Genomic DNA, 24,707 nt, shown 5'->3' with positions numbered 1-24,707 from the left:
GGAGGCGACGACGATGATCTTCATCACCGCGAAGTGGCGGATCAAGCCGGAGCACGCGTCGAGGTGGCCGGAGATCTCCCGGTCCTTCACCGAGGCCACCCGCGCCGAGCCGGGCTGCCTGTGGTTCGACTGGTCCCGCAGCCTCGAAGACGAGAACGAGTACGTGCTCGTGGAGGCGTTCCGCGACGGCGAAGCGGGCTCGGCCCACGTCACGTCGCAGCACTTCCACGACGCCCGCGCGCAGCTCCCGCCCTACCTGGCGGAAACCCCGCGCATCATCAACGCCGAGATCGACCAGACCGGCTGGTCGGAGCTGGGCGAGATGTCCGTGGACTGACGGGGCCGGAGGGGGTGCGCCCCTGCGCGCCCCCTCCGGGCTCCGCATCGTTTCGAGCGCGCGGACTCGCCGTGACCGTGGCAGCCGTGCGCGCGTTGGCGGCGGCGCTGGTGGCGGCGATGGTCGTGGACCCGCCGCGGCGTCGATGTCCGATCGCTCGCAGCATCACACCCGATGCTTGAGCGCCTGCTGGGATTCGAAGAGCGCCATGACGCCGGGCTGCTCGTCCTCCGGCCAGGTGCCGGGCCGCCAGACCCCGGATTTGAGCAGCGCCCGGCCGCAGTGCACGAACAGCTCCTCGACGTTGACGACCACCGCCAGCGCCGGGGGCACGCCCTTGAGCGCGAGGTCGGCCATGAACGGCGCGGACCGCACGATGGTGGCGGTGCCGTTGACGCGCAGCACGTGGTTGACGCCGGGGATCAGGAACAGCATCCCGACCTGCGGGTTCCGCAGCAGGTTGTGCAACCCGTCCATGCGCCGGTTGCCGGGCCGTTCGGCGTAGGCGAGCGTCTTCCCGTCGTCGAAGACCACGACGCTGCGGGCGGTGTCACCGCGCGGCGAGACGTCGATCCTCGCGTCCTCGCCTGCGGTGGCCACGAAGAACAACCGCGACCGCTCGATGAACCGGCGGCTGACGCGGTCGATCCCGGAGACCACCTTCTCGGCGATCTCCTGGTGCGGCGGTTCGACGACCTCGCGGAGTTGCTCATCGGAGGTGACCTGCTCGGCCTCACTCGGGTCCCACGCGGGCACGGAATCGTTCTCCTGATCAGTGGTGTGCGCCGGCGCGGGTTCAGCCCGCCTGGGCCTGCGCGATCAACGGCACGACCTCGTCCACGGCGTAGGCCATGCCCGCGGCGGTGCCCGCTGAGAACGCCTGCACGGCCTGCTCGTCGTGGAGCACGACGGCGCGGCGTTCGCGGACCGACGGAAGCGACTGGAACATCCGGTCCTCGTCGACCTCGACGGCGGACAGGCCGATCGGGAACATCACGGTCACGTCGGCGTTGAACAGGTCCATGCGCTCGGGCGAGACGCTGACGAAGAAGTCGTCCCCGGCCACCGCCTTCACGGCCGGGGACTGGCGGAATCCCAGCCGCTCCATGAACTCCAGGCGCGAACCGCCGTTGACGTAAGCGCCGTAGGAGCCGACCATCTTCGCGCCGACGGCCACGGTCTTGCCCGCGAACTGCGGGTGCGCGGCGGCGGCCTGCTGGAACTTGGCCTCCAGGTCGGCCTTCTGCTGGGCGGCTTCAGCGGACTTGCCCAGCGCCTTGCCGACCATGTCCAGCTGCTGGCCCCAGGTGGTCAGGTAGCTCTCGCCCCCCGGGGGGGGATGCTCACCACCGGAACGCCGAGCCGGTTGAGGAGGTTGTGGCGCTCCTCGTCGCCGCTGGCGCGGGTGTCGAGGATCAGGTCGGGCCGGAGCGCCGCGACGGCCTCCATGTCGACCTCCATGGTGCCGAGCATCTTCGGCGGTGTGGCGTAGCGCTTGTCGGCGGGGAGCCACGGCGGGACGCCGTCGCCACCCACCGGCAGCCAGTCCGCGGCACCGACGGGTTGCACCCCGAGGCTCAGCGCGGTTTCGGCGTCGCCCCAACCCAGCGCGACGACCCGCTGGGGACGCTCCGGAACGGTGACGTCACCGAACGCGGTCTTGATGGTGACCGGGAACTGGCCGTCCGCCGATCCCGCGGCGGACTCGTCCTCCTCGGGACCGGCCGCGCCGCAACCGGTCAGGGCGACCCCCAACGAGACTGCCATGATCAGCCCCAGGGTCCGCATCCAGCGCATTTCCACACCTCGCAGCGAGTTAAGTGCGCCTAACCTAACTAACGCTCCGTGTGGAGTCCAGTCCGAGATCCACTCGCTGTGACCGACGTTCGTCACATTCGTCCACACCGGACGTTCGACTGCGCGGCCCCGGTCATGAGCAACTTCCAGCCGTGTCGTGCGTTGAGCCTCACGAAGGCCCGGTCGGGGCGTTCGAGGGTGCGGAAGGACGCGATCGCGATGGACAGGCTCAACGGCAAGCGCGTGCTCGTGACAGGTGGAGCGTCGGGGATCGGGCAAGCCAGCGCCTTGCGCCTGCTCGACGAGGGCGCCAGGGTCCTGACCACCGACATCGACGACGCCGGGCTGGAGGAGACCTCCCGGCGCGCGGCCGAGGCCGGTACGTGCGAGCGGCTGGGCACGCTGCGCCTGGACATCTCCCAGGAGGACGACGTCGACGCGACGGTGCCGGCCGCGGCCGAGCAGCTGGGCGGGTTGGACGTGCTGGTCAACGCGGCGGGAATGCTGCACAGCGCGCACACGCACGAGTGCTCGCTGGAGTTGTGGAACCGGGTCCTCGCGGTCAACCTCACCGGCACCTTCCTGGTCACCCGCGCGGCATTGCCCGCGCTGCTGGAGACCGGGAGCGGTGTGGTGATCAACTTCAGTTCGACCTCGGCGAACTTCGCGCACCCGTACATGGCCGCCTACGCCGCCAGCAAGGGCGGCATCCAGTCCTTCACCCACAGCATCGCCCTGGAGTACGCGAAGCGGGGTCTGCGCGCGGTGTCGCTGGTGCCCGGCGGGATACGCAGCGGCATCACCGAGACCACCGCGGACAAGCTGCCCACCGACACCGACTGGGACCTGTTCACCAAGCTCTCCCCCGCCCTCGGCAGCGGCTTCGCGCCGCCGGAGCACGTTGCCGGCGTGGTCGCGATGCTCGCCTCCGATGACGGCGCCTTCATCACCGGCACCGAGATCCGCGTCGACGGCGGCACGCACCAGTAGTCCGCGGTGGGTCTCCGCGCGGCGCACTGACCTGGATCGTCCCCGGAAGCGGACCGCTCGCCCCGGGTTGACCGGTCGAGCGCCCTCGAACGGGCTCGCCGCGCGGGCTCTTCGCTGATCACCCGCCGCGCTGCCGCCCGCGAAGTGCGCGGTTCGGGACGTCGAGGAGATCCGGCGCAACGGCCGCCGGAGTGACCGCGCCCCGGCCGGTTAGACTCGATCGCGAGCCGGTCGTGCCACTTGTGGCCGATGGGAATCCGGTCGGAAGCCGGAGCTGACGCGCAGCGGTAGGGGTGACGGGCGAGCCCGAGCCACTGGATCGCACTCGATCCGGGAAGGCGGCTCGCCCGGTGGAGCCCGAGCCCGAAGACCTGCCGGCTCCCCGGACCCGCACCGGATCCGGGAATCGGCCGACCAGGTCTCGCGAATGGGCCTGGGGTGAGGATCTCCGCACAACGTGTTCCGACGCTGGACGCGCACGGGCTTGATGCTGCTCTGCGCCACCGCACTCACCGCCTGCAACGCACCCGCGACGGAGTCGGCTCCACCTCGGGTGTCGCTGCCCAACTGCGACGGGCACGTCTCGGTGTCCGAACCGCCCCGCCGCGCGGTGAGCCTCAACCAGTCGACCACCGAGATCATGCTGGCCCTGGGGCTGGCGGACCGGATGGTGGGCACGGCGACCTGGACCGATCCGGTCGATCCGGCGCTGGCCGCCGAGAACGCCCGGGTACCGCGGCTTTCCGACAACAACCCATCGTTCGAATCGGTGCTGGCCACCGAGCCGGACGTGGTGCTGGGCGCCTACCAGGCGGTGTTCACCGACGAGGGGGTTGCCTCGCGGGAGCGCTTCGCCGAGCTCGGGGTCCCCACCTACCTCTCCCCCGCCAACTGCCTGCCCGAGGAAGCGCCGCTCGCCGAGCCCGTCGAGCTCGACGACATCTACCGGGAAGTGCAGGAGATCGCCACGATCTTCGACGTCCCGCAGCGCGGCGAGGCGCTGGTGGCACAACTGCGGCAGCGGGTGGCCGACGCGCAGCGCAGGGCCGTCGCCCACCGGGACACGTCGGTGCTGTTCTGGTTCGCCCGCACCGAATCCCCTTACGTGGCAGGTTCGACCGGGTCTCCGGCGATCATGACCCGCACGCTCGGGGTGCGCAACGCCTACGACGATGTGCGCTCGATGTGGCCGCAGGTGTCGTGGGAGGACGTGCTCGCCCGCAACCCCGACCTGCTGGTGCTCGGTGATCTCACCCGCGACGGCGAAGGCGATTCCCTCACCGCCAAGCGGGGATTCCTGCGCACCGACCCCGCGATGTCACGGCTGCCCGCCGTCGGCGCGGGCCGGTGGATGAGCATGACCGGCACCGAGATGAACATCAGCATGCGCACCATCACCGGGATCGAACGGCTCGCCGACCGGTTGGCCGAGCTGGAGCGGCGGTGAGGGCCGGGCGCCTGCCCTCCTCGCTGATCGTGCTGGGCGGGATTCCACTCCTGCTGCTGTCGATCGCCGTGGCTGTCACGCTCGGTCCGGCTCCGCTGTCGGTGACCGACGTGGCCGGTGTGGTGGGCGCCCGGCTGGGCCTGGGCGAGACAGACGTGTCGCGGATCGGGCAGGGCATCGTGTGGCAGCTGCGGTTGCCGCGCGCGGTGCTCGCGGCGATCTGCGGCGCCGGGCTCGGAGCGTGCGGCGCGGTGTTGCAGTCGCTGCTGCGCAACCCGCTCGCCGACCCGTTCCTGCTGGGCGTGTCGGCAGGCGCCTCGACCGGCGCGGTGCTGGTGGTGATCCTCGGCCTGGGCGGGGGCGCGATCGGTCTGACCGCGGGCGCCTTCGTCGGCGCCCTGGTCGCGTTCGCGCTGGTGATGACCTTGGGCGCGGTGGCCGGTGGCACCACGACGCACCTGGTGCTGGCCGGTGTCGCCGGGACGCAGCTGTTCTCGGCCCTGACGTCGTTCGTCGTGATCACCTCGGCGGACGCCGAGCAGACCCGGGGCGTGCTGTTCTGGCTGCTCGGTTCGCTCTCCGGCGCCCGCTGGAACGACGTGGCGGTCTCGGGTGCGGTGTGCGCGGTCTGCCTGCTGCTGTGCCTGTCGCGGGCCGGGGCGCTGGACGCCTTCGCGCTGGGACAGGACACGGCCGCAGCGCTGGGCGTTCACGTCACGCGGCTGCGGATCGTGCTGCTGGTGGCCACCGCGCTGCTGACCGCCACGCTCGTCGCGGCGGCCGGTGCGATCGGGTTCGTCGGTCTGGTCCTGCCGCAGGCCGCGCGACTGCTGGTGGGGCCGCGGCACCGCGCGCTGCTGCCGGTCACGGCCGTGCTGGGCGCGATCCTGCTGGTGTGGGTGGACGTCCTGGCGACCACAGTCGCCGCCCCGCAAGAGGTTCCGGTGGGCGTCATGACCGCGTTGGTGGGCGTCCCGGCCTTCGCCGCCCTGCTCGCCCGGCGTGGCCGAAGTTCCTGAGCGTTCCGCGACCGCTCACCGCAATCCCCTAGGCTGCGGACGTTGCGCCGCGTCGAGGAGTTTGCGAGGGATCACCGATGAACCAGCCGGTGGCGTGGGGCGTGCTCGGCTGCTCCGCAATCGCCGAACGACGAATGCTGCCCGCGCTCCACGAGATCGGTGGTTGCGACGTCGCCGGGTTCGCCAGTCGGACGCCTGCCAGGGCCGAGCGCTTCGCCGCCGAGCACGGTGGGACCGCGATGAGCTACGAGGAGGTGATCGACTCCCCCACGATCGACGCGGTGTACCTGTCGCTGCCGAACGCGCTGCACTTCGAGTGGGCGCGACGCGCGCTGCGCGCCGGGAAGCACGTGCTGTGCGAGAAGCCGATGACGGTCTCGGCCGAGCAGACCGGTGAGCTGGTGGCGCTGGCCGCTGAGCGCGGCCTGCTGCTGCGGGAGAACTTCGCGTTCCTGCACCACCCGCAGCACGAGGTGGTTCGCGAGCTCGTCGAGCGCGGACGGCTGGGCCGGTTGCGGACCTTCAGCTCGGCCTTCGGCGTTCCGTCACCGCGCGCCGGGGACATCCGCTACGACCCCGAGCTGGGCGCGGGATCTCTGCTCGACGTCGGGGTGTACCCGATCCGGGCCGCGCAGCTGATGCTCGGCGAGGGGCTGACGGTGGCCGGTGCGACGCTGCGGGTCGACGCCGACACCGGTGTGGACATGGCCGGGCACGCGCTCCTGGTGTCGGAGAACGGGGTCTTCGCCGATCTCGAGTTCGGCTTCCAGCACGCCTACCGATCCCGCTACGCGTTGTGGGGCGATGCGGCGCACCTGAGCCTGGAGCGCGCGTTCACCCCGCCCGCCACCCACCGCCCGGTGCTGCGGCTGGAGGAGCAGGACCACGCCGAGGAGTTCGTGCTCGACGCCTCGCACCAGTTCCGCGATTCGCTGGCCTCCTTCGCCGGGGCGGTGCGCGAGGGCCGGACGCCGGAGATCGAGCGGTCCTGGCTGCGCGGTGCGCGGGAGACGGCGCGGCTGGTCGGGGCGATCCAGGATTCCGCGGTGCGAGTCAGGCAGCGGGGCGCGGTCCCGTCCTGAGCGGTTCGGGTACCTTGGTTAAGTCAGTCGACTTAACCAAGGGGGAGCCTTTCGTGCCCGAGGCAACCGAGCTCATCGAGGTCAGCCGCCGCCGGAGCGGATTCGGTCCGGCTCCTGACGTGGAGGCCGTCCGCGACGGCGCCGGGATCGTGCGGGTGCCCACCCCGTTCGGCCCGCCCTCGTGGCTGCTGACCCGCTACGAGGACGTGCGCCGAATGCTCGGCGACACCACCGGTTTCAGCAACGGCTGGTCGACCGCCGACCTCGTCGGTGGCGCGACGCGCGACCCGCGCCACCTGTCCGGCGACGGCAGCGGGAACCTGCTGTCGATGGACCCGCCGGACCACAACCGGTTGCGGCGGATGCTCACCCCGGAGTTCACGGTCCGCCGGATGCGCCGCCTGGAGCCGCGCATCACCGAGATCGTCGAGGAACACCTGGACCTGCTGGAACGGCACGGAAGCCCGGCTGACCTGGTGTCGCAGTACGCGCTGCCGATCCCGTCGCTGGTGATCTGCGAGCTGCTGGGCGTGCCGGTCGCTGACCGCGACGAGTTCCAGGAGCGCACCCGCGAGCAGCTCGACCTCACCGTCTCCGACCAGGACAAGGCCGAGCTGGGGCGCGAAGCGCAGGCGTACATGACCGACCTGGTCGAGCGGGCCCGCCGCGATCCCGGCGAAGACCTCATCGGCATGATGATCCGCGAGCACGACGAGGCGCTCACCAACGCCGAGCTCATCGGCGTGGCGAACCTGCTGCTCGTCGCAGGCCATGAGACGACCTCCAACATGCTCGGACTGGGCACGCTGGCGCTGCTGCGCCACCCCGAGCAGCTGGCGGCGGTGCGCGACGATCCCGAGTCGGTTCCGGGAGCGGTCGAGGAGCTGATGCGGTGGCTGAGCGTGGTCAACTCCGGTTCGCCGCGACTGGCCACGCGGGACGTGGAGCTGGGCGGCGTGACGATCCGGCGCGGTGATCTGGTGTCGTTCAACCTCCCTGCCGCCAACCGTGATCCGGGCCTGGTGGAGGAGCCGGAGCGCTTCGACATCTCCCGCCCCGCCAGCCCGCACCTCGGGTTCGGGCACGGCATCCACCACTGCCTGGGCGCTCCGCTGGCGCGGATGGAGATGCGCATCGCGTTCCCGGCGCTGCTGCGGCGGTTCCCGACCCTGCGGCTCGCGGACGAGGAGATCGCGTGGGCCAGCGATCACGCCATCTACGGACTGGAGGAGCTCCCCGTCGCATGGTGAACACGCGCTTCCCCGGCTTCGGCACGCCGCGAAGTGAACGCTGGTCGATGAGCAGGCTCAACCGGCCGAGCCCGCTGTGGGGGTCCAACGGCATCACCTTCGGGCCCGACGAGCGGCTCTACGTCGCGCAGTTCCTGGCCGGGCAGATCAGCGCCGTCGATGCGACCACCGGTGAGGTCGAGGTCGTCGTTCCCGCCGACGGCCCGGTGCAGGCGCCCGACGACCTGGCCTTCGGCTCGGACGGTTCGATGTACATCGCCGACATCACCCCGCAGCGGGTGTGGCGGCGCTCCCCCGACGGCGAGTTCACGTTGCTCTCGGAGGAGATCCGCGTGCCCAACGGCATCACCTGCGTGGGCGACCGGCTGTTCGTCAACGAGATGCGGCCGGGCGGACGCGTCGTGGAGCTGCTGCCGGAGACCGGCGAGGTCGTGGTGCTCGCCGATGGTCTGGCGATGGGCAACGCTATGCAGCAGGGCCCGGACGGTTCGCTGTACTACCCGCACATGATGACCGGCCAGGTCTGGCGGGTCTCCCCGGACGGCGGCCCCGCGCAGGAGGTCGCCGATGACGTCCACGAACCGGTGGCCGTGCGCTTCGACCACGACGGTGCGCTGGTGGTGCTGTCGCGGGGCCTGACGGGCATCGTCACCCGCATCGACCCGGACACCGGACGCCGCAGCACCATCGAGACGGGTGTGGCGGGCATGGACAACGCGGCGTTCGACCGGGAGAACCGGATGCTCGTGTCCAACTACGGCAGCGGTGGCGTGACCCAGGTCGACGCGCTGGGCACCCGCACGGTCGTGGGCCGGGGGCTCCACGGTCCGTTCGGCGTGGCCGCCGACGAGGCGGGCCGGGTCTACGCGGGTGACCACTTCCGGCTCGCTGACGGAGATCTGGTGACCGGGGACCTGGTCCAGCCGGTCGCAGGAGGCGCCTGCCACGGTGTCGCCGCAGGTTGCGGACTTGTGCACATCACGTCGATGCACGGCGACGTGCGGACCTTCGACCCCGCGACCCGCGAAGTCCGGATGCGCGTGGAGGACCTCGCCGAGCCCACCGGCATCGCCATCACCGAAGGCGGGCTGCTGGTCGCCGAAACCGGTGCCGGCCGGGTGGTGCACATCGACGACTCCGACGCGGTGACCCCGATCGCCGAGCTCCCGCACCCGGTGGACGTCGCCGTCGACGACGAGGGCAGCCATTACGCCTCGGACGATTCCCTCGGCGCGGTGGTCCGCATCGAGGGCGGTTCGGTCGTGACCGTCGTGGACGGCCTGGACCAGCCCCAAGGGATCACCGTCCACGAGGGCGCGCTCTACGTCGTGGAAGTCGGCACCCAGCGCCTGCTCGCGGTCTCCCCGACCACCGGGGAAACCCGGACCGAAGCCGAATCCCTCCCGGTCGGCCTGCCCCCGGGCATCCAGCGCGACGACCCGCCTCCCACCCTCTTCCCACCGGCACGACCCCGGCCGTTCGCCGGACTCACCACGACCCCCGACGGCGCCCTCCTGCTCGCGGCCAACGGAGAAGGCACGGTCCTCCGCCTCACCCCCGCAACCCTGACCCGGCCGCTTCGAGAGGCGGGGTCAGCGCAGAGGTGACGAAGAGCGTTGGGAAGGGCACGGGCACGTCGTTCGCGGGGTGTCAGCGGTCGAAGCGACCGGTCTTGATCGCGTCGACGAAGTGCTGCCACTGCGGGGCCGTGGTGGTGAAGTGGCCGGCGGTGCGGTTCTTGGTGTCGCGGACCGCTGCTCCGGCGCCGGAAACCCGGCCGACCTCCACGCAGTTCTGCGCCCCCTGACTGCGACTGGACGTCCGCCAGTCCGTGACCGACTGAGACGGGGGCATGGTCACCACTCCACTAGGTCAGTTCCTTGATCCTCCGATCCAGCATCTTGACCGACGCTCGGTCGGACGCCGCGATCATCCGCAGGGTATCGAACGCTTTCACGTAGCGATCCGTATGGGCGGGTTTGTCGAGGTAGTCGGCGCTCGTGAGCGCTTCGGTGTAGACGAAGGTCGCCGACGGCTCCTCGAGGTGCAACAGCGTCCAAGAAGACCCGAGCGCGACGTGCTCTCCCGCGTCGAAAGGCAGGACCTGAACGGTGACGTTCGGCCGCGCTGCCGCCTTTCGAAGGTGCTGAAGCTGATCACGCAGCACCTCCCGCCCACCGACCTGCCGGAAGAGAGCAGCCTCGCCGACGACGCACCACAGTTGCGGTGCGTCCTCACTGAGCACGCGATCGGCCCTGCGCACCCGCTCAACCACAGCCGGTTCGACGTCCTGGGTCTCGTCGAGAGGATTGGACAACGACGCCCGCGCGGTGTGCTCGGTCTGCAGAACGGCCGGAATGACTTCGGGGTCGTAGTACTTGATCTCCGCTGCTGCGCCTTCCAGGGCGACGTAGGTGGCCGCCCAGTCCGGGACTCTGGCGGGCTGATCCCTGCGGCGGGCTTCCTTGGCGAGAGCTCGCAGCCGGTCGGCTTCGGTGTGGTCGTCGAGACCGAAGAGCCGGACGAGTTCGTTCACCTCGGCCGCGGAGACCGTGAGGTTGCCCGACTCGACCTTCTGGAGCTTGCCGACGTACCAGTCGAGCGTCTCGTTGATCTCCTTCGACTTCACGCCCGACCTCTCGCGCATCGCGCGGAGCATCAACCCGACCTGCACACGCCGGACCGCCGGCCACGTCTTCGACATGGAGCAGGATCTTGCACCAGTCCGACTCCGACGATCAAGCAGATCAACCCTTTGGGTTATCGCTAGTTGCAATTGCAGTTCGCTACCTTGCCGCTCAAGCTGATCAAGAGCGAGAGGACTGGGGATGCACACCGAGCGGGCGCAGCGGCACTTCTGGCTTCCGATACCGAACGAGAACCTACCGGGCGGCGTGCGCCACGCGTTCCGCGGAGCCCGCTGGGACGGCCTCGCCTCCGCCGACGCGGTGTGCGGCGAACTCGTCGCCATGGCCCAACCCAGCGAGCTCGACTGGATCTACTTCCCGACCTGCGCGGAGTGCAACTCCCGCCTCAAGGGCGAATGAGCCCGCCTCACGGACGGGGTTCACCTCGGTAGTGGCCGAAGGACCAGAGGTTGCCCTCCGGGTCCCGGACCCCGAACTCGCGGTTGCCGTACTCCTGGTCGCCGATCTCCCTGAAGATGTCCGCACCTGCCGCGCGCACGCGTTCGCAGAGCGCGTCGGGGTCTTCGGTCACCACGTACATCCCGGCCGTGCCTGGTTGGCGGGACCAGTCGTTGCCGGGCTTGTACGAGCCGAGCATGATGCCGCCGCCTTCGGGCCAGTCGAGCTGGGCGTGGGCGACCTGATCCCCGTCGGTGTAGGCGGCGGTCCTGATGAAACCGAGCACGTTGACCAGGAAATCGATGAGCGCGGGTGCGTCGTGGGCTTGCAGCGTTGCCCACACCGTGGGTGCGGGTCTGGTGTTCGTCGTGGTCATGCGGGAAATTCTTCCGCCGGTTGCCCCGCACCGGCTTGGATGTTCCGGAGCTCCGCCGCGATCCACCGGCTCGGGCTCGACCCGGCGTACTGGTGGAAGTCCCGCACCAGGTGCGAGTGGTCGTAGTAGCCGCACGAGTGCGCCACCGCCGAGAGGTCGAGCGGAGCCTCAGCGCGAACGGCGTGGGCGATGCGCTGGCGGGCGTGCTCGAAGCGCATCAACCGCGACACCGCCTTCGGGGGGAGGCCGAGCTCGGCCTTGAAGACCGACGTCAGCTGCCGTTCGCCGAGGTGGACGTGCCGGGCCAACGCGCTCATCGAGCCGGTGCCGCGTTGCCGGGCGATCCACTTCCACGCCTCCACCACCTCCGGACGCGCATCCGAGGTCACCTCCGCGGTGGTCGCGCGGAGGTAGGTGGCCAGGGCGGCGAACCGCTCGGGCCACGTGGTCAGCTCGGCGAGCCGCTGACGCAGGTCCTCGACGCCGCTGCCGAGGACGTCCCGCGCGTCGATCGCTCGATCCCGCAGCTCACCGGCTGGAACGCCGGACAGCCGGCGCAACGCCAGCGGGCGGACCGCGAGCTGGATGCCGCTCTGCGTCCTGGGCTGGGCGACGTAGGCGGGGTGGGTGTGCAGGCCGCCGAGCACCAGATGAGTGCTCTCGGCGTCGTCGCCGGAGGGCTGGAAACCTGAGACCACCGGCTCGTCGAAGGTCAGCACCAGCGTCAACGCGGGCGACGGCATCCCCACGTGCAGGCACGGCCGGTCCAGGTGGGAGCTGTAGCCGACCGCCGAGACGACGGCGTCGGGCAGCAGCCGCCCGCCCTGGACGAACCGCCACTCCTGGTCCTGCTCGGTCACCTCGCCCATTCTCCGCTCACCACCGACAACAGCCCGCTAGTCGGTTTCCGGGCGCTCCTCGGCGATGCGTTCGTCGAGGGTCCGGCCCTCCCGCTGCTCGCGCGGCGTGGGCCGCTCCCGGGAGGTGGGCGACCAGCTCTCGGGCGGCTCGACGCCGCGCTCCAGCGGGTCGGTGCCGAGCTCGTCCTCGTCGAGGTCTTCGGCCGACTGCAGGTTGGCCGGGTCCTCCGGGTCCTGCGGGTCGGGCTCGGTCTCGTTGGGCGTGGGTGTGGAAGCATCCACGGGGTCAGACATCTCATCCTCCTCTGTGGACTACCCGAGCCGATCGGCGACTGTGTCCAGGAATTCGGCCCAGGACTTCTCGAACTTGTCGACGCCTTCGGTCTCCAGGGCGGTGAAGACGTCGTCGAGGTCGATGCCCGCGGCGGCGAGGTCGTCGAAGACCTCCTTCGAGGCCTCGGCGGTACCGCTGACCAGGTCACCGCGCACGTCGGCGTGGTCGGCGGTGGCCTGCAGCGTCGACTCCGGCATGGTGTTGACCGTGTTCGGCGCGGCGAGCTCGTCGACGTAGCGGGTGTCGGAGTAGGACTTGTCCTTCACCCCGGTCGAGGCCCACAGCGGACGCTGCGCCCGAGCACCCTCGGCCTGCAGTGCCTTCCACCGCTCGGAGGAGAAGACCTCCTGGTAGGCGGCGTAGGCCAGCCGGGCGTTGGCGATCGCGGCCTGCCCGCGCAGCGGGTGGCCCTCCTGCATCGCGTCCAGCCGCTTGTCGATCTCGGTGTCCACGCGGGAGACGAAGAACGACGCCACCGACTCGATGCTCGCCAGGTCGTGGCCGTTGGCCTTGGCCCGCTCCAGACCGGCGAGGTAGGCGTCCATGACGGCCTCGTAGCGCTCGACGGAGAAGATCAGGGTCACGTTGACGCTGATGCCCTCGGCGATCACCCGCGTGATCGCAGGCAGTCCCGCCACCGTGGCCGGGATCTTGACCATCAAGTTCGGCCGGTCCACGGCCTTCCACAGGTCGATCGCCTCGGCGACCGTCTTGTCGGTGTCGTGCGCCAGCCGCGGATCGACCTCCAGCGACACCCGCCCGTCCACACCACCGGTGGACTCGTAGACGTCGCGGAAGACATCCGCAGCATCCCGCACATCATCGGTGGTGATGATGCGAGCAGCCCTGTCCCTGCTCACGCCAGCTTGGGCGAGCTCATCGAGTTGCTGGTCGTACTCGGGTTCTTTCGACAGCGCGTTGGCGAAGATCGTCGGATTGCTGGTCGCGCCGACAAGGCCGTACTCCTCGATGAGCTCGTCGAAGCCCCCGGACATGATCCGGTTGCGGGACAGGTCGTCCAACCAGATCGACACGCCTACATCGGTCAACGCCTTCAGGTTCGCATTCGGCACCGAAGGTCCTCCAATCCCACTCGGGCTCCCCACGGCCTACCCGCTCAGGCCTCGCGCCATGCGTGCTCACAAGCGGACGTTCGCCGCCCCCCGGAGCAGCGATTCCGCCTCGTGGAACGTCATTTTCGGCAGCTCGTCGCGCGGAGGGACGCGGGTGAGCGCGCGATGGGCGCGGACCAAGCCCGCGAAGTCCCTCGGGTAGGCGGCCGGGTCGGCTCCCAGCAACGTGCCGAGCCTGCGGGCGCGACCGACGAGGCGCTGCCAGGTCTCGATCGGGGCCAGCCCGATCGACTCGGTGCCGTGCGAGAACAGCATCATCCGGATCTCGTCGTAGGACACCGCGTCGAGGTGCTCGCGCAGGGTCTCCGGTGAGATCCCCGCGTTGAAGCTCAGCCAGAACGGCACGGACCCCGTGCGCAACGCCCAATGCGGTTCCACCAGCAGGAAGGTCTCCACCAACAAGCGGTCGGTGGGCACGTCGTGCGCTGCGTACCAAGCGCGGTAGAGCTCGGCCACCGCCGGGCTCAAGCCCTCCGGGTGGTCGAATCGCAGTCTGCGCACCGGGAAACCCAGCGCGTCCAAGTCATCGAGGAGATCCGGCTCGAAACCCCACTCGGCCTCCGGCCGCCGCTCGTCCGGCTGCGGCGGGTTCCAAGAGCCGTGCCCGGAGCCGTAGCTGCGCAGGAACTCGCGCACGCGCTGGCCACCGGTGAAGTACTCCTGCTCGTCGGCTCCGCCGAACGCGCCGAACTGGAACACGTGGCGCTCATCAACCCTGGTCACCGGCCAGTCGAGTTGGCATTCCGAGGTGACCACGACGCCGTCCGGAGCCAGGTGTTCGCGGATGAATCGGCGGTAGGCCACCGGCAGCCGCCGCCACTTGACCCGGAAGTAGGACATGCCGGCGATCATCAACCGGTCCTGGTTCGGGTCGTGCATGTGGTGCAGCACGAGTTCGGGGTTCAAGCGCAGCAGTTCACGCCCCGGGTGCCGCCCGGCCTCCAACTCGGCCGCGGGGTCGTCGCGGTCCACACCGCCGCGCCGGACCGGGATCAGCAACGTCTGCGGCAGCCAGGGCGCGTCCAGCGCGGCGGCCAAGTGCATCAGCGCACCGTTGGAGGAACCGATGAACACCACCGGATACCTGCGACGCGGGTAGTGGTCGACGATCCACTCGGCGAGGTCGTCGGCGTCGATGTCGGCGAGCCGGCCGGGCGGCACCGCCTCGCTCACGCCGCTGACCGCGTACACGTGATCGGCCAGCGAGGTCGGCAGCCGGTTCACCCCGCCCAGCAACGCAGAGATCACCGGCTCCACCGCCCGCGGAGCCGCACCCAGCGCGGGCACGTCCTGCCCGGCCAGGGACTGCGACAGAGCGCGCAGCATCCCAGTCGCCGAGTCGAACGAGGCGACCGCGCGACTGGGCCGCATCACGCCGCCGGGTACCGCAGGACGGCCCCGATGCCACCGGTGAGGTCGATGGTGCCAGGTTCGGTGATCACCAGGTCGGCACCCGTCCCGGCCAGAGCTCGGACCACGGCCGCGCTGGCGGGCGCGTCACCGATGATGTCGCTCCCGGTGTCCTTGAGCGCGCGTTCGTCCGCGGCGAGCTCGGTGGGACCGGCACCGACGTGCAGGTCGCCCGCGTGGTCGTCGGCGGTCCACAGCAGCGTGCGGACCTGACCTTGGCGCACGGCGCCCAAGGTGTCCTGCCAGCCCTCGACGGCGCGTTCGCCCCGACCGCTCTCGCGCTGGAACTCCTCAACCACCTCGGCGACCTCCGCGTCGTGCACGCTGCGGGTCACCTCGTACCGCAACCGCTCCGCCGACTCCTGCCGGGAAGCCGGCTCGATCACCAGCTCCTGGTCCTCGCCCAGCAGCGAGCGCACCAGGGAACGTTGCTGGTCCTCACCGGTGAGCGCGATCGCCTGCGCGCCCATCTTGCCCGCACGCTCGGTGATCTCACCGGCCACCGCCTCGGCGTTGCGCTTCCAGCGCTCCTCGACCGCCATGTGGAACCGCTGCTGGTTCTCCTGCTCGCCCGCGTGGGTCTTGTGCACCGGGTGCGATTCGCCGTCGATGCGGACCCGCTTCACCTCGCCCGAACGCGGAACCACCATCAGGTCCGCGCCGGTGTGATCGACGTCGGCCGCCAGGAACGCCACCCGCGTCACGCATCGACGCAGGTAGGGCATCAAGTGCGGGACCGGGCCGACGTAGGCCTGATCCTCGGTCGGCAGGTCGGTGGGCGGCTCGGGCAGTTCGTCCTGCAACACCACTTCGGCGCCTTCACCCACGAGCACCTGCCCCCGCTGACCGGTCTGCGCGCGGTGTTCGCGGACGTGATCGGCGATGGCTTGGACGGTGGCCTCGTCGGCTCCCTGCTGCTGCAACCGCTCGCGGATCGCCCGCCACCGCAGCTCGATCGCCTTGGCGGCGTCTTCCGCGTCCCCGGACGTGTCCAGGTAAGCGGTCACGAAGGGGCCGGGTCGGTCGAAAACGTGCTGGAGAGTTCCCGTCTCCACAACTCCACCACCTGTTCTGCTGCACGGGATGCCCCCGCAACGCGGAGGCCGTGCCCGGAGGCTCCCCGGGTGGCGCCGGCGTTTAAACCCTGCGGCCGACGGGCGCGTGGGCTTCGGCGCGGGCGAAGTCCTGCTCGGTGGGCGGCACCTCCAGGTGCCAGGAGGGGTGGGGACCTTCTGCTGGTCCGCACGTCCATGATCGATGACTTCTCGCCCGATCAGTTCGGACCAGGACCACTCCGCGCGAATCACGCGGAACGCGGGTGCTCGCAGCAGGCCCGGTGGGCCCATTCCGGTTCGTGCCACCAGAAGGCGGGGTCGGTCTCCGGGACGGCTCGGTGCGAGCCGGTGACGGGGGCGGCCGTCGTCGCGCCGGGTGATTCGAAGGGTGCCAGGAGGGCGTCCGTGGTGTGCACGGCGCCGCCCTTGATGACCGTGCGGACCGCCGCTGCGGCGGTGATGTCGGCGAGGGGATCACCGGCGACCAGCGCCAGGTCCGCGTAGGCGCCGGGGCGGACCTCGCCGAGCTCACCGGGAAGACCGAGCCAGCGGGCCGGGTTCCGGGTGGCGGTCGTGAGGGCTTCGCGGGCCGTGAAGCCGTGCGCGACCATCGCGCGGAGGTTCATGTGCAGCGAGACCGCGACGTTGTCCAGCGGCGAGTCGGTTCCCGCGATCACGACCCCACCGCCGCGCTGGATGCGCAGCAGCATGTCGACCTGCCCGGCCAGCTTGAAGCGGGTGACCTCCCCGTCGGGACCGGCCGCGTCCTCGGCTTCGCCGAGCAGGCGCTGGTACTCCCACGGCGGGAACAGCACCCGCGTTCGTCGGTCCTCGATCAGCGACCGGTCCTGCGCGTACATCCCCGAGGAGGTGAACAGCGTTGGGGTGATGGACATGCCGCTGGCGATGAACAACTCCACGGCGTCGTCGTAGGACCTGCCGAGCTCGTCGCAGGTGTGCGAGTAGCCGAGCCTGCTCGTGGCACCGGTGTGCTCCATGCCGTCCATGCCCAGATGAGCAGCCGGGTAGACGTAGTGCGAGCTCAGCGGCCTGCCCTGCGCGTGCGCCTGCGCGATCGCCGCCTGCTGCATCCGCACCGGCATCCGCACGTAGGTCTTGACCATGTCGTAGTCCAGCGCGGACGCGCGCCGCATCTCCAGCCGCAGCTGCTCCTCGCTGAGGGTGGGGCGCATGAAGTTGTAGTAGATGCGTCCGCCGTCGATGGCCTCGCCGGTGGCGAAGTACCGCGGCCCGACGCGGTCTCCCGAGCTCAGCGCCTCGCGGGTCTCCTGCATCTGGTAGGCCGGGTCGCCCGGTGATCGGGTCGTCGTCACGCCGTAGGCCAGCCAGGCGCGTCCCTGCCGGTCACCCCACTGCCGTCCGCGCAGGTGCCAGTGCACGTGGGCGTCGATGAGCCCGGGGATCGCGGTCAGCTCGCGCGCGTCGATCCGCGCACGTCCGCCCTGGGCCGGCAGCACTGCGGCGATGCGCTCTCCCGCCAGCACGATGTCGACGTCGCGGCGCAGCTGCTCGGACGCGCCGTCCCACAACGCACCGACGCGCACCACCTGGTTCTCACTGGTCCGCACGGGAGTCCACGTCAACTCCAGTGGGATCGAGGAGACCTCGCCGGTGCCGATGTGCACTGATCGCAGCTCGCCGCCGCTGAGGAACAGCAGGTGGTCGGCGTCGCGCCAGCTCAGCGAGTCGGTCAGCTCAGTGGTGACCTGACGGGGCGCACCGGTGAACGCCCCGGCCGCGTCGACGGCGACGATCCACGCGGTCGACTCCACGACGAACGCGAGGTGCCCGCCGTCCGGCGACCACACGGGCCCGTCGTCACCTCGCGTGGCCAGCGAACGGAACGGCATCACTTCGGTGTAGTGCAGCGCCCCGGTTTCCACGTCGACACGCAGGATCTGGCTGGTTCCTTCGCGGAACCGCGTCCCGTAGGGCTTGACGGCGGCCAGCACCAAGGTTCTCCCGTCAGGCGACCAATCGGGTCGACCGGGCTGGAACAGCGGCGGTGTCACCTGGCGCGGTTCTCCTCCGGCGAGCCCCGCGACCCACGTGGCACCGTCCTGGTCCTGGTAGGCGATCCGCTCGCCGTCAGGGGAGAACCGGGGCGTGATCGCCGCGCCGGCCACGTCGGTGACGCGCCGCTCCGAGCCGGTGCCCAGGTCGTGCAGCCACAGGTCGGCCGTCCCGGTGCGGTCGCTGCTGTAGAGCAGCTGCCGCCCGTCCGGGGAGAAGTCGGGATCGGACGCGAAGTACCCATCGCCGACCACTCTTCGAGGCTCGTGACCGATCGGCATCACCCACAGCGCGTTCAGCGCGCGGAACGCGACCTGGGTGCCGTCGCGTGAGCACACCGGGCTCGCGATGCCGAGGACCTTCGGCCCGCGCACCCCGGGACGCCGCTTCGGGTAGTCGCGGCGGGACACCACCGGAACCGTTGCGGTGAAGGGGATCTCGCTGCGCTCCCCGGCGAGTCCACGCCTGCGGACCACTCCATCGGCGGTGTAGAGCAGTTCGCCGGGGCCGATCCAGCGCGGCGCGAACCCGAAGACGTCCTCCCCTTCGGTCACGGCTTGGCCGTCGACCACCAGGTCCCGCCGAGCACCGGCGAGGCGTACGTAGGCCAACCGGCCGTCCGGAGCGAGACTCGGCCCGTGCAGCGACACCTCGTCACCACCGTCGACCAGCACGCCGACCTGGCCGGACGCGATCTCGACGCGCTCGATCGCGGTGCCCCCGGCGACGTAGACCAGGGCCTGGCCGTCGGGCGACCAACTCGGCATCGACACGTCCGGCCGATCCCGAGTGACCTGGCTGATCACCCCGGAACCGAGGTTCATCACGAACACCTGGTAGCCGCCCGCGCGGTCGGAGGCGAACGCAAGAGCCCTTCCGCCGGGCGAGAACCTCGGTTCCCGGTGGTCCTTCCCGCCCGCGGTGAGCTGCCGAAGCCCGGAGCCGTCGGCGGCCATCGTCCAGAGGTGGAAGTTGCCATCGCGGTAGGACTGGAACACCAGGTTCCGACCGTCCGGGGAGAAGTCCGGCTGCGTGGCGTCCTGCAACTCATCGGTGAGCTTGCGCGCTGAGCCGCCGCCGGGTTCGAGCAACCAGATCGCGTTGACCAGGTCGAACGCCACACGTCCGCCCGGTGCCCCGGCGGCGCAGATGTTGGTGCCCTGGCGCAGCGTCACACCGGGGCCCTCGGCCAGCGCCAGGCGTTGCGGGGCGAACGTGAGGGCTGCCGCCGCACCGGTTCCGGCTTGCAGCGCGCGTCGCCTGGTGATCCTGAACGGTGAGATCCCCGCTGCCATCGGCAAACCCCCGAACATCCGTCGAAGCTCGCGAATCGATCGATCGTCCGCCCACGGCCGATCACGCACAATCCGCCGAGGAGTGAAAACCCGCAACGAGATCGATCCTGTTGCGCGCACTCGATCGTGTAGTGCAGTTGACGTGGCGGGTCGTCGATGACTATGGCGTGGTCGTATCGCAGTCCCCTCCTGCACTGAACCCGTCCCCCTCCGCTCGCCGCCCGCGCAATCGGCCGGGCCCGGCTGATCACCGAGCGTGGTGGTGCGGCGTGCTCGCGGCGATCACCGTGCTGCTGGGCGTCGCGATCCCCTTCGCGCCGGTCACGGCTTCGGATCCGGTCGTTTCCTGGCCGCAGGCGGGTGAGTTGCCCAGTTCGACCGTGGTGCCGTTGAGCCCACCCCGCCCGCTGTCGCTGCACGCGACGATCCCGTGCGCCGCCCTGCGCGCCGTCGGCAACGGCGAGGTCCTGCGCACCGTCCCGGCCGGGGCGAACCCGGCGACCGGACTGGCCGTCACCACCGCCGCGGGCCGGGTTTCGGTGCTCGCCGCCGGAACTCCACTGCTGGACGAGCCCATCCCGGTCGGGGGTTGCGACTACCGCATCGCCGCGACCGCGACCGGCCTGTCCATCACGCGCGGTTCCGCGCCGGTTGCGAACTTCCCCGACCAGCCGGTGCCCTCGGTGTCGGCGCTGATCAGCGCAGCCGGGGGCATGCCGCAGGCGGGCGGGCTGGCGGTCACGCTGCACGCCGACGACCGCTACAACTCCCAGCCCAACGGGCTCAAAACCGTCTTGCTGTGGTCACACCTGCTCGCCCTCGGGGCCACCCTCGTCCTGGCGTGGCGGCTCTGGGGGCCGGTGCGGATCCCCCGAGCGCGGCTCCGCTGGGCCGACCTGGTCGTCGGCGTCACGGCCGCGTCGTGGGTGCTGCTAGGCCCGGTGCAGTACGACGACGCGTGGTACGTCCTGATGTCCCGCAACGCCGGAGCGTCGGGGTACCTCGGCAACTACGTCTACATGTTCAACGCCACCGAGAACCCGTTCGTGCTCAGCCAGTACCTGATGCAGTTCTGGGGCCAGCTCGGGGAGTTCTCGTTGTGGTGGCTGCGGCTGCTGCCCCTCGCTTACGGGTTGATCACCTGGGTCGCGCTGCGCCGGCTGCTGGCCACGACGCTCGGCCGCACCGCGCGCAACCGGTGGGTGCCGTGGGCGCTGGGACTGGCGTTCCTGGCCTGGTGGCTGCCCTACGGGATGACGCTGCGCCCTGAGCCGCTGATCCTGTGCCTGACCGCGGTGACGATGCTGCTCGCCGAGACCGCCCGTCGCCGCGAGAGCATCCCGACGGCCGCCGCGGCGACGCTGGTCGCGGCCCTCGCGCTGAGCTGCTCGCCGTCCGGCCTGGTGGCGTGGGCGCCGCTGGTCCCGGCGCTGCCGTGGTTGTGGCGGTGGCTGCGCGATCGCAGCTGGAAGTCGCGTTCGGCGGCGGGGTTGACGGTCGTGGCAGCCGGAACCGCCATCGTGCCGGTCGCTTTCGCCGACGCGACCTTCGGTGACGTGCTCGAAGCGACGAAGGTGCACCGCTGGTACTACGGCTCGTTCGCCTGGTACGAGGAGTGGCGGCACATCGACACCCTCATGACCGGGCCGTGGGCCCTGCGCCTGCCGGTGCTGATGACCCTCGGCGTGGGGCTGCTGGTGGCGCTGGGCCGCGGCCGTCGGACAGCGCCGGGCACTGTCCGCTGGCTGATGCTCAGCAGCGCCGTGATCACCGCGCTGGCCATGGCGCTCCTGGCGCTGAGCCCCACGAAGTGGGTGCTGCACTTCGGCGCACTGGCCGCCCCGGCCATCGTGCTGCTGACGACCGCGCTGCTGCGCTCCCCGCTGCCGCGCACCACGGGAGCGGTGGCGAGCATCGCCGGTACTGGTGTGCTGATCGCGGTGGCAGCCGCCGGGTTCTCCGGACCGAACATCTGGAAGCCGTTCAGCGACCGCGGCCAGTCCTTCGGCAACCACCTCCCCGCGTCGCTGTCGAAGATCGAGCTCAGCATGACGGCCCCGCACATCGGGGACGTGTTCCTGCGCGACGCGAAGCTGTGGGTCGCGCTGGCCGTGGCGATCGCCGCGTTCGGCCTGTGGCGGCGCCGCCAGCACTTGGGCGTGCTGATGCGCCCGGAGCGCGGCGTGCTGATCGCCACCGCGCTGCTGCTGGTCATCGGCATGTTCGCGGTGTTCGCCTACGCACCGTTCCGGCAGGCGCCGGGCTGGACGGTCGCCAGCGGCGGCTTCGAGTTCGCCACCACCGGCCGCACGGGCGGGCTCGCCGACCACGTCCAGGTCCTCTCCGACGCCGACGTCCAGCCACACGCTCCGGTCGAACCCGCCGTCGTCCGAGGCGATTTCGCCACGCCCTCGCCGCTCCCGGTGCCGCCGTCGGCACCCGGAGCGGTGTGGCACAGCCGCACCACCCCGCCCACCGGGCGGGGCTCGCTCGCCACCGGCTGGTACCCGGTGCTCGCAACCGGGGACGGAACCCACGTCACCGTCCCGGTGCTCGGCGAAGGGCTCACCGCGCACCGGCTCGCGGTGCAGGCCAACACGCCCTCCGGTGTGATCAGCCTCCCGCTGAACCCGGATGCCGCGCTGGGCGCCCGTCACTGGCAGGAGCTCGCGGTGGCGCTGCCGCAGCCGACGCGCGCGATCCGCGTCGTCGCCGAGCAGCACGGGCCGTGGCTGGCGGTCGGCGAGCCGCGCCTGACCAAGATCCGGCCGGTCACGACCGTCACCGACGGGCAGATCGTCTTCGCCGACCAGCTCTCGGCGATGCTGTGGCCGGACATCGACCACGCGGAGGTCGCGCACGGCATGACCAAACCGCCGACCGTCCGGGTGAGCGCGGCCGAGCACATCGACCCGGGGGTGCTGTCGAACTCCACGTTCACCGACTGGGGCGGCAACTTCGCCACCAGCGCCCAGACCGCGACCTACGTGCGCATGGCCTCGGCGCTGCCGGGCGGGCCGGAGACCACGCCTTGGGGCACCGTCGACCGGATCCTCTACGACTACCCCACTCGCGAGGTCGACCTCGTGTTCCGGCACCACGACCGCGCGGGCTGGACCCGCCTGCCGACCCTGGCCGGGGAGGACTACATCGGCCGGAAGTACACGGGTTGAGAGTTCGCGTGCTGGATTCCCGTTCACCAGCTGATACTGGGCCGCTGACCAGCGGATCGTGTCGCGGCCCCTGGTGCGCAGCTCTCCGGATCGTCGTCGGTGCGCTGTTCGCCAGGCACGGCGCACCATCGCTGTTCGGCGTGTTCGGCGGCGTCCGGGGAACGGGCGGAGGGGCGGTGCCGTTCGGCGTGCTGCCTCGCGGGCCGCGGCGCCCACCTCCGGCTCGATGCCTACGCCTGCTCCATCGTGCACCAGCCCGACGGCCTGCTCCCCTGCGAACCAGGGAGAGGAGGCTGCGTCGTTCGCCTGCTCCTTCCTGCTCCTGACCACCACCGGACCCGGCGCTCGCGCCCTCAGCGGGCGCTGCGCCGCTCGCCGCGGCGTGAGTCAGGCGTCAGGCCGGCCGTAGCGCTCGGCGACCGTTTCGGAGGACTGCCAGCGGCTCCCGGGCTCTTCGTCGTTCGGCCAGCCCGGCGGGGCGTCCTGCCATGCCTCGCGGCGACCGTAGGGCAGCGCGTCGATCAGCGCGAAGGTGTGCCCGAGCTGCTCGATGCCCCTGCCCGAGGTGTGCCAGGTCCGGTAAACGGTGTCGCCGTCGCGCAGGAACACGTTCAGGCCGAAGCCACCGCCCGGAGGGGCGCCGACATCCGTGCCGAAGGAACTGTTCGCGGTGGAGTACCAGGGGAACGCGTTGCCGACGCGGCGCTTGTAGGCCACGGCCTCGTCGATCGTCCCCTGGGTGACGATGACGAACCGCGCATCGTAGTCGCGGAGGAAGTCCAGGCGGGCGAACTGCGAGGTGAACCCGGTGCAGCCGGGGCACTGCCACTCCTCCCCCGGGAACCACATGTGGTTGTACACGATCAGCTGGGAGGTGCCGTCGAAGACTTCGGCCAGCGAGGCCGGTCCCGCTTCGCCTTCGAGGACGTAGTCGGGCATCCGCACCATCGGCAGGCGGCGGCGCTGCGCGGCGATCGCGTCGAGCTCCTTGGTCGCCGCCTTCTCGCGGGCGCGCAACGCGTCGAGCTCTCGCTGCCAGCTGTCGGCGTCCACGACGGGCGGCAGTGCGTGCGTGGTGGTCATCGTCTCTCCTACGGATGAGTTTCACGGGCGGTCGCGAATGAGGACCGCGGCCGCCCGTGAAACTCATCGGTGCCCGGTCGCAGCGACGACCGGGCACCGGGAAGGGACTGCTCAGGCGCAGAGCTTCCAGTCGCCGTCTTCCTTGACGAGCTTGAGCTCGGCGGCCTGCGGCTGCTGGCCTGGAACGGTGGACTCCATGGTCGCGGTACCCGTGTCGCCGTTCTCCTGCACCGCCTTGACCGTGGTCTTGACCTGCTTGAGCATCTCGAGGTCCTGCGGCTTGGCGACCTTGAGGAACTCCTCCTTCTGCTTCTGCAGCTCCTCGATCTGCGGCATCGCGCTGTTGCAGACCACCGCGCGGTAGTCGTCGGCCTTGACGCTGCGCGGGTCCTGGGTCTCCTTGGTCGACAGCGCCGCGTAGTCCTCGGCGGTCGACTGGGCGGAGCCGCCGCTGAACAGCCAGAAGGCACCGACGGCCACGACCGCGATGACGAGCACGGAGGCCGCGACCGCGACGATCATGCCGACCTTGCTCTTCTCCTTCGCAGGCTCCTCACCGGACTCGGACCCAGACGACGCAGAAGCCTCACCGGACTCGGAGGACCCAGAAGTCTCACCCGACTCCGACGACGACTCAGGAGTCTCCCCCGACTTGGCAGCCTCAGAAGGCTCAGCGGCCTCGGAGGACTCAGAGGTCTCCGCGGCTGGCTGAGACTTCTCGGTCTGCTCCGCATCGGTCTCGCCCTGCTCGGCACCAGGCTGCTCGGCGCCCGACTTCTCAGCGCCGGACTCGGCGTCGCCGTGGCCGGCTGCGGAGCTCTCCGAGGGCTGCTCCACCGCCGAGGTCTCGGTCTCCTCAGCGGGCTGCTTCTCGGAGCCGCTCTGGCCGGGCTCGTTCGGCGAAGAGGTCATGAACACCTTCCTGGTTCGAACTTGTCAAGTGCTG

23 protein-coding genes and 1 riboswitch are annotated in these 24,707 nt (G+C 70.7%); of the genes, 9 read left to right on the top strand and 14 right to left on the bottom strand.

Translation table 11 applies throughout. From position 1 onward, the window contains the following. The first annotated feature begins 13 nt into the window (after positions 1-13). The gene (locus E1161_RS00545; RefSeq protein ID WP_132618361.1) at positions 14-337 is read left to right on the top strand and encodes a putative quinol monooxygenase; all 324 of its coding nucleotides are present in this window, start codon (positions 14-16) and stop codon (positions 335-337) included. Positions 338-502: 165 nt separating this feature from the next. Here the strand turns inward: E1161_RS00545 and E1161_RS00540 are convergent, their stop codons facing one another. From E1161_RS00540 to E1161_RS27810, 3 genes are read right to left on the bottom strand one after another with little or no spacing between them, the layout of a single operon-like run. Continuing rightward, a complete protein-coding gene (locus tag E1161_RS00540) occupies positions 503-1,093 on the bottom strand; it encodes an MSMEG_1061 family FMN-dependent PPOX-type flavoprotein (RefSeq protein WP_132618359.1) in 591 nt (196 codons plus the stop codon). A gap of 40 nt (positions 1,094-1,133) precedes the next feature. Beyond that, positions 1,134-1,625: a TroA family protein gene (locus E1161_RS27815; protein ID WP_235874679.1), complete on the bottom strand. Its 492-nt coding sequence runs from the start codon at positions 1,623-1,625 to the stop codon at positions 1,134-1,136. A gap of 23 nt (positions 1,626-1,648) precedes the next feature. Next, positions 1,649-2,134 (bottom strand): ABC transporter substrate-binding protein, encoded by a 486-nt coding sequence (locus E1161_RS27810; RefSeq protein WP_235874678.1) that lies wholly within the window; start codon positions 2,132-2,134, stop codon positions 1,649-1,651. A gap of 219 nt (positions 2,135-2,353) precedes the next feature. On the opposite strand from E1161_RS27810, the gene E1161_RS00530 reads away from it, so the two are divergent. The 6 genes from E1161_RS00530 (at position 2,354) to E1161_RS00505 (ending at position 9,529) form a co-directional block, all read left to right on the top strand. Continuing rightward, positions 2,354-3,124, top strand: a complete 771-nt coding sequence (locus E1161_RS00530; protein WP_132618357.1) for an SDR family NAD(P)-dependent oxidoreductase — start codon at positions 2,354-2,356, stop codon at positions 3,122-3,124. A gap of 211 nt (positions 3,125-3,335) precedes the next feature. Continuing rightward, a riboswitch (cobalamin riboswitch) is annotated at positions 3,336-3,517 on the top strand. A 64-nt stretch (positions 3,518-3,581) separates the two neighbouring features. After that, positions 3,582-4,571, top strand: a complete 990-nt coding sequence (locus E1161_RS00525; protein WP_235874677.1) for an ABC transporter substrate-binding protein — start codon at positions 3,582-3,584, stop codon at positions 4,569-4,571. Beyond that, complete coding sequence (locus E1161_RS00520; protein WP_235874676.1) at positions 4,568-5,590, top strand: FecCD family ABC transporter permease; 1,023 nt, start codon at positions 4,568-4,570, stop codon at positions 5,588-5,590. Before E1161_RS00525 ends, E1161_RS00520 begins: the two co-directional genes overlap by 4 nt. 77 nt (positions 5,591-5,667) lie before the next feature. After that, a complete protein-coding gene (locus E1161_RS00515) occupies positions 5,668-6,672 on the top strand; it encodes a Gfo/Idh/MocA family protein (protein WP_132618355.1) in 1,005 nt (334 codons plus the stop codon). Positions 6,673-6,725: 53 nt separating this feature from the next. Continuing rightward, positions 6,726-7,922 (top strand): cytochrome P450, encoded by a 1,197-nt coding sequence (locus tag E1161_RS00510; RefSeq protein WP_207920024.1) that lies wholly within the window; start codon positions 6,726-6,728, stop codon positions 7,920-7,922. After that, on the top strand, positions 7,916-9,529 hold the full coding sequence (locus E1161_RS00505) for an outer membrane protein assembly factor BamB family protein (protein WP_132618353.1): 1,614 nt from the start codon (positions 7,916-7,918) through the stop codon (positions 9,527-9,529). Before E1161_RS00510 ends, E1161_RS00505 begins: the two co-directional genes overlap by 7 nt. Positions 9,530-9,572: 43 nt before the next feature. Here E1161_RS00505 and E1161_RS00500 read toward each other — a convergent pair whose 3' ends face one another. Next, entirely contained in the window at positions 9,573-9,776 is a 204-nt protein-coding gene (locus tag E1161_RS00500; protein ID WP_132618351.1) for a DUF397 domain-containing protein, read from the bottom strand. A gap of 13 nt (positions 9,777-9,789) precedes the next feature. Next, complete coding sequence (locus E1161_RS00495) at positions 9,790-10,581, bottom strand: DUF5753 domain-containing protein (RefSeq protein ID WP_268951355.1); 792 nt, start codon at positions 10,579-10,581, stop codon at positions 9,790-9,792. A gap of 169 nt (positions 10,582-10,750) precedes the next feature. Between E1161_RS00495 and E1161_RS00490 the strand changes: the two genes are divergently transcribed. Next, positions 10,751-10,969 (top strand): hypothetical protein, encoded by a 219-nt coding sequence (locus E1161_RS00490; RefSeq protein ID WP_132618349.1) that lies wholly within the window; start codon positions 10,751-10,753, stop codon positions 10,967-10,969. Between the two features lie 7 nt (positions 10,970-10,976). On the opposite strand, the gene E1161_RS00485 is transcribed toward E1161_RS00490, so the two are convergent. From E1161_RS00485 to E1161_RS00455, 7 genes are all read right to left on the bottom strand, one after another. Continuing rightward, entirely contained in the window at positions 10,977-11,384 is a 408-nt protein-coding gene (locus E1161_RS00485) for a VOC family protein (protein ID WP_132618347.1), read from the bottom strand. Then, positions 11,381-12,244: a helix-turn-helix domain-containing protein gene (locus tag E1161_RS00480; protein WP_207920023.1), complete on the bottom strand. Its 864-nt coding sequence runs from the start codon at positions 12,242-12,244 to the stop codon at positions 11,381-11,383. Before E1161_RS00480 ends, E1161_RS00485 begins: the two co-directional genes overlap by 4 nt. 36 nt (positions 12,245-12,280) lie before the next feature. Continuing rightward, complete coding sequence (locus E1161_RS00475) at positions 12,281-12,538, bottom strand: hypothetical protein (RefSeq protein WP_132618343.1); 258 nt, start codon at positions 12,536-12,538, stop codon at positions 12,281-12,283. Positions 12,539-12,556: 18 nt separating this feature from the next. After that, complete coding sequence (gene tal / locus E1161_RS00470; protein WP_132618341.1) at positions 12,557-13,651, bottom strand: transaldolase; 1,095 nt, start codon at positions 13,649-13,651, stop codon at positions 12,557-12,559. A gap of 66 nt (positions 13,652-13,717) precedes the next feature. Then, the gene (locus E1161_RS00465) at positions 13,718-15,082 is read right to left on the bottom strand and encodes a hypothetical protein (RefSeq protein ID WP_132618339.1); all 1,365 of its coding nucleotides are present in this window, start codon (positions 15,080-15,082) and stop codon (positions 13,718-13,720) included. Beyond that, positions 15,082-16,128, bottom strand: coding sequence for a baeRF2 domain-containing protein (locus E1161_RS00460; protein WP_132618337.1), 1,047 nt, complete (start codon positions 16,126-16,128; stop codon positions 15,082-15,084). The genes E1161_RS00465 and E1161_RS00460 overlap by 1 nt, the downstream gene beginning before the upstream one ends. 296 nt (positions 16,129-16,424) lie before the next feature. Further along, positions 16,425-19,505, bottom strand: a complete 3,081-nt coding sequence (locus tag E1161_RS00455; protein WP_132618335.1) for an amidohydrolase family protein — start codon at positions 19,503-19,505, stop codon at positions 16,425-16,427. 269 nt (positions 19,506-19,774) lie between these two features. Between E1161_RS00455 and E1161_RS00450 the strand changes: the two genes are divergently transcribed. After that, positions 19,775-22,678, top strand: a complete 2,904-nt coding sequence (locus E1161_RS00450) for an arabinosyltransferase domain-containing protein (RefSeq protein WP_165939641.1) — start codon at positions 19,775-19,777, stop codon at positions 22,676-22,678. A gap of 387 nt (positions 22,679-23,065) precedes the next feature. Here the strand turns inward: E1161_RS00450 and E1161_RS00445 are convergent, their stop codons facing one another. After that, a complete protein-coding gene (locus E1161_RS00445) occupies positions 23,066-23,761 on the bottom strand; it encodes a DUF899 domain-containing protein (protein ID WP_132618331.1) in 696 nt (231 codons plus the stop codon). Between the two features lie 111 nt (positions 23,762-23,872). Beyond that, entirely contained in the window at positions 23,873-24,673 is an 801-nt protein-coding gene (locus E1161_RS00440; RefSeq protein ID WP_132618329.1) for an Rv0361 family membrane protein, read from the bottom strand. Positions 24,674-24,707: the final 34 nt, after the last annotated feature.

The sequence above is a fragment of the Saccharopolyspora aridisoli genome (genome assembly GCF_004348445.1).
Taxonomy (GTDB): Bacteria; Actinomycetota; Actinomycetes; order Mycobacteriales; family Pseudonocardiaceae; genus Saccharopolyspora; species Saccharopolyspora aridisoli.
This window is presented reverse-complemented; position numbering and strand designations above follow the sequence as displayed.

Bases quoted from the DNA above. Each gene is read 5' to 3' on its own strand.
- E1161_RS00475 (WP_132618343.1), bottom strand. From the start codon at position 12,538: ATGTCTGACCCCGTGGATGCTTCCACACCCACGCCCAACGAGACCGAG.
- E1161_RS00505 (WP_132618353.1), top strand. From the start codon at position 7,916: ATGGTGAACACGCGCTTCCCCGGCTTCGGCACGCCGCGAAGTGAACGC.
- E1161_RS00530 (WP_132618357.1), top strand. From the start codon at position 2,354: ATGGACAGGCTCAACGGCAAGCGCGTGCTCGTGACAGGTGGAGCGTCG.
- E1161_RS00455 (WP_132618335.1), bottom strand. From the start codon at position 19,505: ATGGCAGCGGGGATCTCACCGTTCAGGATCACCAGGCGACGCGCGCTG.
- E1161_RS00490 (WP_132618349.1), top strand. From the start codon at position 10,751: ATGCACACCGAGCGGGCGCAGCGGCACTTCTGGCTTCCGATACCGAAC.
- E1161_RS00485 (WP_132618347.1), bottom strand. From the start codon at position 11,384: ATGACCACGACGAACACCAGACCCGCACCCACGGTGTGGGCAACGCTG.
- E1161_RS00545 (WP_132618361.1), top strand. From the start codon at position 14: ATGATCTTCATCACCGCGAAGTGGCGGATCAAGCCGGAGCACGCGTCG.
- E1161_RS00440 (WP_132618329.1), bottom strand. From the start codon at position 24,673: ATGACCTCTTCGCCGAACGAGCCCGGCCAGAGCGGCTCCGAGAAGCAG.
- E1161_RS00500 (WP_132618351.1), bottom strand. From the start codon at position 9,776: ATGCCCCCGTCTCAGTCGGTCACGGACTGGCGGACGTCCAGTCGCAGT.
- E1161_RS00515 (WP_132618355.1), top strand. From the start codon at position 5,668: ATGAACCAGCCGGTGGCGTGGGGCGTGCTCGGCTGCTCCGCAATCGCC.
- E1161_RS27810 (WP_235874678.1), bottom strand. From the start codon at position 2,134: ATGCGCTGGATGCGGACCCTGGGGCTGATCATGGCAGTCTCGTTGGGG.
- E1161_RS00495 (WP_268951355.1), bottom strand. From the start codon at position 10,581: ATGCTCCGCGCGATGCGCGAGAGGTCGGGCGTGAAGTCGAAGGAGATC.
- E1161_RS00445 (WP_132618331.1), bottom strand. From the start codon at position 23,761: ATGACCACCACGCACGCACTGCCGCCCGTCGTGGACGCCGACAGCTGG.
- E1161_RS00465 (WP_132618339.1), bottom strand. From the start codon at position 15,082: ATGCGGCCCAGTCGCGCGGTCGCCTCGTTCGACTCGGCGACTGGGATG.
- E1161_RS27815 (WP_235874679.1), bottom strand. From the start codon at position 1,625: ATGGTCGGCAAGGCGCTGGGCAAGTCCGCTGAAGCCGCCCAGCAGAAG.